Origin of the sequence: Duganella alba (assembly GCF_009674495.1) — a bacterium.
Lineage (GTDB): Bacteria > Pseudomonadota > Gammaproteobacteria > Burkholderiales > Burkholderiaceae_D > Rugamonas > Rugamonas alba.
The window spans coordinates 1-6,436 of record NZ_WKJN01000072.1; the positions used below are offsets into that span (position 1 = coordinate 1).

Annotated in this window: 5 protein-coding genes and 1 pseudogene; 2 read left to right on the forward strand and 4 right to left on the reverse strand. The window is 65.3% G+C overall.

What is annotated here, in order from left to right; all coding sequences use genetic code 11:
- Both GJ695_RS29100 and GJ695_RS29105 read left to right on the forward strand, forming a co-directional pair.
- The coding region (locus GJ695_RS29100; RefSeq protein ID WP_154370571.1) for a response regulator at positions 1-884 on the forward strand (884 nt) is incomplete at its 5' end.
- Between the two features lie 2 nt (positions 885-886).
- Positions 887-3,025 (forward strand): putative bifunctional diguanylate cyclase/phosphodiesterase, encoded by a 2,139-nt coding sequence (locus GJ695_RS29105; RefSeq protein ID WP_154370572.1) that lies wholly within the window; start codon positions 887-889, stop codon positions 3,023-3,025.
- A gap of 327 nt (positions 3,026-3,352) precedes the next feature.
- On the opposite strand, the gene GJ695_RS29110 is transcribed toward GJ695_RS29105, so the two are convergent.
- The 4 genes and pseudogenes from GJ695_RS29110 to GJ695_RS29775 all read right to left on the reverse strand — a co-directional run.
- A complete protein-coding gene (locus tag GJ695_RS29110) occupies positions 3,353-4,657 on the reverse strand; it encodes a CaiB/BaiF CoA transferase family protein (RefSeq protein ID WP_371866638.1) in 1,305 nt (434 codons plus the stop codon).
- Positions 4,654-5,244 carry a recombination mediator RecR gene (gene recR / locus GJ695_RS29115; RefSeq protein WP_154370573.1) on the reverse strand — a complete coding sequence of 197 codons (591 nt, stop codon included), beginning with the start codon at positions 5,242-5,244 and terminating at the stop codon, positions 4,654-4,656. Before recR ends, GJ695_RS29110 begins: the two co-directional genes overlap by 4 nt.
- Before the next feature lie 6 nt (positions 5,245-5,250).
- A complete protein-coding gene (locus GJ695_RS29120; protein WP_154370574.1) occupies positions 5,251-5,577 on the reverse strand; it encodes a YbaB/EbfC family nucleoid-associated protein in 327 nt (108 codons plus the stop codon).
- Positions 5,578-5,613: 36 nt separating this feature from the next.
- Positions 5,614-6,436: pseudogene (locus GJ695_RS29775) on the reverse strand (DNA polymerase III subunit gamma/tau); the annotation flags it as partial.

Below are 6,436 nucleotides of genomic sequence, written 5' to 3' on the forward strand. Positions count from 1 at the left end.
GCCGCGAGACACGGCCGGCCGCGGCGCCGCCCGCCATGCCGATGGCGGTGGCGCAGGCCGCGCCGCCGGTCAGCGCATTCAGCACCGGCCTGCCGTCGCGGCAACGCAGGCGGCGCAAGGTGCTGCTGGCGGAAGACAATCCCGTCAACGTCGAAGTCGCCAGCGCGATGCTCGAAGGCCTGGGCCTGGACGTCAGCCGCGCCGGCAACGGCGAGGAAGCGCTGCACTCGGTGCAGGCCGACGACTTCGACCTGATCCTGATGGACTGCCAGATGCCGGTGATGGACGGCTTTGCCGCCACCACCGAAATCCGCCGCCACGAACTGCAGCACGGCCGCGCGCGCAGTCTGCCGATCATCGCCATCACCGCCAACGCGCTGCAGGGCGACCGCGAATCGTGCCTGGCGGCCGGCATGGACGATTACCTGAGCAAGCCGTTCACGCAACAGGCGCTGGGCCAGACCCTGTCGCGCTGGATCAGCCTGCCGCGCATGGCAAGCGCGCCGGCCGACACGCCGCCGCAGAGCGACGAAGCGATCAACATGCAGGCGCTGGACAACATCCGCGCCCTCAACCCATCCAATGGCGACGCGCTGCTGGAACGGGTGTTGCAGGCCTTCCTGCGCGATACCCCGAATCACCTGCGGGCGATACGGCTGGCCATCGCCGGCAACAACGCCGCCCAGCTGCGCAAGGCCGCACACAGCCTCAAGTCCAGCAGCGCCAACGTCGGCGCGGATGCGCTGGCGCAGCGCTGCAAGGAACTGGAGCAGTTGGGACGCAACGAAACAACCGCCGGCGCCGCACCTCTGCTGGCTGACATGGAACAATCTTTCCAGGCCGCGCGGCAGGCGTTGGGAGCACTGCTGGAAAAGGAAAGCTGATCATGTCCACCTCCCCCAAACGCGGCCTGGTCCTGGTCGCCGACGACGATCCCACGATGCGCCTGCTGATGCTGGAGATGCTGGCCCAGGTCGGCCTCGACGCCATCGAAGCCGAGGACGGCGTCAAGGCCCTCGCCTGCTACCAGAGCGTGGCGCCGGACCTGGTGCTGCTTGATGTCGAGATGCCCGGCATGGATGGCTTTGCCGTGTGCCGCGAGATCCGCCGGCTGGAAACCCAGGTCAGCGTGCCCATCATCATGGTCACCGGCGGCGACGAACTGGAATCGGTGACGCGCGCCTACGAGGCCGGCGCCACCGATTTTGTCTCCAAGCCGATCAACTGGCCGATTCTTGGCCACCGCGTGCTGTACGTGCTGCGCGCCAGCGACGCCATCAGCCGCCTGCGCATCGCCGACGCCCAGCACCGCGCGGTGCTGGCGGCCATTCCGGACACCTTCTTCCGCATGAACAAGGAAGGCTATTACCTCGACTACGAACAGGGCCACGAGGCCAGCGGCGTGTTTTCCAGCGACCGCTGCGTGGGACGGCATCTGAGCCAGGTGCTGCCGCCGGACATCGCCGGCCACATGATGGAGCAGGTGCACACGGTGCTGGAGACGCAGCACATCCGCTCGCTGGACTACGAACTGCCGCTGCCCGGTCCGGCGCCGCGCGCGCGCCAGGGCGAGCATCCGGCGCCGCTGCCGGTGCGGCATTTCGAGGCGCGGCTGGTGGCCACCGGCCCGGACGAGGTGCTGGGCCTGGTGCGCGACATCAGCGAACGCAAGCGCAACGAGGAGCAGATCCGCCGGCTGGCGTATTGCGATTCGCTGACCGGCATTCCGAATCGGCAGGCGTTTCTGGAAACGCTGGAGGCGGAGCTGGCGCGTTCGCGCAAGGCCAACAAGAAGTTCGCGGTGCTGTTCATGGATCTGGACGCGTTCAAACGCATCAACGATACGCTCGGCCATGACGTCGGCGACCATCTGCTGAAGGCGGTCTCGGAGCGATTGCGCGAAACCACGCGGCCCGGCGACCTGGTATCGCGCACCGAGGCCAGCAACAACCTGGCGCGTCTTGGCGGCGACGAATTCACCATCCTGATCCCTGACCTGGAGCGGGTGGAAAACGCGCTCAACGTGGCGCATCGCGTCAAGGAAGCGATGCGTCGCCCCTTCCTGCTCGATGCGCACGAAATCTTCGTCACCGCCAGCATCGGCATCTCGCTGTATCCGGAGGACGGCGAGGACTGCAACTCGCTGCTGAAATACGCCGACACGGCCATGTACCACGCCAAGAACTGCGGCAAGAACAACGCCAAGCTGTACAGCTCGTCGCTGACGATGCAGATCATGAGCCACGTCAAACTGGAAGTCGGCCTGCGCAAGGCCTTGCAGAACGATGAGCTGTACCTGCTGTACCAGCCGCAGATCGATGTCGGCAGCGCACGCATCGTCGGCTTCGAGGCGCTGGTGCGCTGGCGCCATCCGGAGCGTGGCGTGATCTCGCCGACCGAATTCATTCCGTTGGCGGAGGAAACCGGTCTCATCGTGCCGATCGGCGAATGGGTGCTGCGCACCGCCTGTCAGCACGCGACCACGTGGCAGACGGCGGGCAAACCGCCGGTGCGGGTGGCGGTGAATCTGTCGGCCAAACAGTTCAAGGACGATAACCTGACGCAGAGCGTGATCTCGGTGCTGCACGATACGGGTCTGCCGGCCGAGCTGCTGGAGCTGGAGCTGACCGAAGGCACGCTGATGGACGACGCGCGCGCCACCATGGTCACGCTGGAGCAGTTGCGCAGCATCGGCGTGCACTTGTCGATCGACGACTTCGGCACCGGCTACTCGTCGATGAATTACCTGAAGCGCTTCGACGTGCGCGCGCTCAAGATCGACAAGAGCTTCATCAGCGGGCTGCCGCTGGATTCCGAAAACGCCGCCATCACGCGCGCCATCATCGCCATGGCGCATGGTCTGAAGATGGCGGTGGTGGCCGAAGGCGTGGAAACTTCCGCGCAGCTGGTCATGCTGGAACAATACGGCTGCGACCTGGTGCAAGGCTACCACCTCGGCCATCCCTCCCCTCCTGAAACCATCCACCACATGCTGTCCAGCCAATCCGCGCTGGCCCTGACATGATACGCATCACCAAGCGCGGCTGGCGCCACATCCTCAAATACCATACCTCCACGCAATCGCCAACGCACGCAAACAAGAGTAGATTTAACGCGAGCGAGGATCTGGTTCATTTGATCGACGTGGGCAAAATCACCCCCAGCAAAAAGCCAACTTCGATTGTTACCGTCATCACACGACTTAACGGCGACCTCGTCAATATGTTTCCGGGGTTGCCATAGGAGCCATCATGGCACTCGACTTTGCAGTGTTAATCGAGGACGAAACCGCAGCGGACATCGTCTCGTTGGAATGGCGCCAACCACGCCTGTCTGCGATACCGGACTAACGTTACAGCACACCATCCTGCTTCATCGCGGCGATGGCTTCGGCGCTGTAGCCCAGGGATTGCAGGACTTCGTCGTTGTGCTGGCCCAGCGTTGGGCCCAGCCATTTGGTGTAGCCGGGCGTGGCTGACAGTTTCGGCGAGATCGCCGGCAGCTTGACCGGCGTGCCGTCGGCGAACTGGTGCTGTTCGAACATGTCGCGCGCCAGGAATTGCGGGTCGGTCATCATGTCGCGCACCGAGTAGATTTTGCCGGCGGGGACGTCGGCTGCCTTCAATACCACCAGCGCACTGTCGATGGTCTGCGTATCGCACCAGGCCTGGATCGCGTCGTCGATCATCTGCGTGTGCTTGACGCGACCGTCGTTGCGCTCCAGCTCGGGATTGCCGGCCATGTCGATCCGCCCCATCGCCAGCACCAGCCGCTTGAAGATCGCATCGCCATTGCCGGCGATGACGATGTTCTCGCCATCGCTGGTGGTGTAAGTGTTGGACGGCACGATGCCCGGCAGCGAACCGCCCGTGCGCTCGCGCACCACGCCCGCATGGTCGAACTCCGGCACCAGCGATTCCATCAGGTTGAACACGGATTCGTACAAGGCCACATCGACCATCTGGCCTTCGCCCTTACGCTTGCCGCCGGTGGCGTCACGGTGGCGCAAGGCCATCATCGCGCCGATCACGCCGTGCAAGGCCGCCACCGAATCGCCGATCGACACGCCCACGCGCACCGGCGGCCGGTCCGCATGGCCGGACACATAGCGCAAGCCACCCATCGATTCGCCGATGGCGCCAAAGCCCGGCAAATCCTTCATCGGCCCGGTCTGGCCGAAGCCCGACAAGCGCACCATGATGGTCGACGGATCGAGCGCCTTCAACTGCTCGTAGCCGAGCTCCCACTTCTCCAGCACGCCGGGACGGTAGTTCTCGATGATGATGTCGGCTTCCAGCGCCAGCCTGCGCGCGATCTCGCGGCCCTGCGCATGCTTCATGTTCAGCGTGAGGGATTTCTTGTTGCGCGACTGTACCGACCACCACAGCGACGTGCCATCCTTCAGCACCCGCCACTTGCGGATCGGATCGCCGCCGTCAGGCGACTCGACCTTGATCACTTCCGCGCCGAACTCAGCCAGCATGCGCGCACAAAAAGGGCCCGCGATCAGCGTGCCCAGTTCCAGTACCTTGATGCCGGCCAGTGGCAAAGCAGGGGGTTCAGGCGCCGTGGCGCCTGCCTGCGTGCGGTCGCCCCCTGCATGGGGCGACTCCCGCCCTTCAGGGCTAACGGGACCGGAAGTGTTTTGAGTGGTCATGTCGCTCTGCGATCCAGTATGGCGCGGGCGATGGTGCCCGCGTCGACGTATTCGAGTTCGCCACCGACCGGCACGCCACGCGCCAGGCGGCTGACGCGCAAGCCGCGCGCCTTCAGCATCTCGCTGATGTAGTGCGCGGTGGCCTCGCCCTCGTTGGTGAAATTGGTGGCCAGCACCACTTCGTTGACCAGCCCATCGGCGGCGCGCGCCACCAGTTTTTCCAGATGGATGTCTTTCGGACCGATGCCGTCCAGCGGCGACAGCCGGCCCATCAGCACGAAGTACAGGCCCTTGTAGGTCAGGGTCTGCTCGATCATCAGCTGATCGGCAGGCGTCTCGACCACGCACAGCAGGCGGCGGTCGCGCTGCTCGTCGCTGCACATGTCGCAGACGTCTTCTTCGGTGAAGGTATTGCACAACGCGCAGTGATGCACCGCGCTGACCGCCTGATGCAAGGCGCGCGACAGCATGTCCGCGCCTTCGCGGTCATGCTGCAGCAGGTGAAACGCCATCCGCTGGGCCGACTTGGGGCCGACGCCGGGCAAGCGGCGCAGCGCTTCGGTCAGGAATTCCAGCGACTTGGACATGTTTCCTTAGAAAGGCATCTTGAAGCCGGCCGGCAGGTTCATGCCGGAGGTCAGGCCGCCCATTTTTTCGGCGGCGGTGGCTTCGGCCTTGCGCACGGCGTCGTTGAAGGCGGCGGCGACCAGGTCTTCCAGCATGTCCTTGTCGTCAGCCAGCAGCGACGGGTCGATCGACACGCGCTTGACGTCGTTCTTGCAGGTCATCACGATCTTGACCAGGCCGGCGCCCGACTGGCCTTCGACTTCGATCAGCGCCAGCGATTCCTGGGCTTTTTTCATGTTGTCCTGCATGGCCTGGGCTTGTTTCATCAGGCCGGCGAGTTGGTTCTTCATCATGGTGGAGTTCTCCGAGTGTATAAGTTAAAGAGATGATCAGGCAGCCGCTGCCGCGCTGGACTGCGGCGGCACGATGGAGCTTGGAACGACCCAGGCATCCAGTTCGCGGATCATGCTGTTCACAAAGGGATCGTTGGCGATGGTTTCTTCGGCCGCGCGCTGGCAGGCTTCACGGTAGGCTTGCGCCTCGGCGCTGGCGGTGTACCAGACGGCGCCCAGTTCGCTGTCCACGCGCACGATGCGGCCGAAGCGTTCGGCCAGTGCGGCGGTCAGTTTTTCCAGGTTGCCGGGCGTGCGCCAGGTTTCGATCGGCACGCGCAGGCTGAAGACGGCGGCGTTGCCTTCGAAAGTGCAGCTGGTCATCTCGGCCTGCATCGCCAGTTGCTGGGCGGTGCCGCGCAGTGGCAGTGCGGCCGCCACGGCGGGCCAGTTGCCGTCCCAGTCCAGTTCAGGCACTGGCGTGACGACGTAAGCGTATGGCGCCTTGGCCGGCGCTGGTGCGGCGCGGGCCGGCATGGCGATGGCGTGCGGGTCGTCGGGCTGGCCTGGCGTTGCCTGCTGTGCTGGCGCCGGGGCGTAAGGATGCGACGAGGTCGACGCGGCGACGGCGCTGTCGTCGGAAAATTCGGTGACCCAGGGCGGCAGGTCGTCTTCAGCGGCGGCGGGTTGTGCTTTGGCCTGCGGTGCCGGGGCTGCGTACTGCGGTACCGCCTGTGGCGGCGCGGTGCGGACCGGCGCTTCCAGGACAGCGGCGCCTCCGTCGGCGGCTGGCGGCATGTCTTCCCATGGCGCCGGACGTGCCGGCGCGGCCGCCATCTGCGCGCTTGGCGCGGCTGGCGGCGTGTATGCGGCGGCGGGT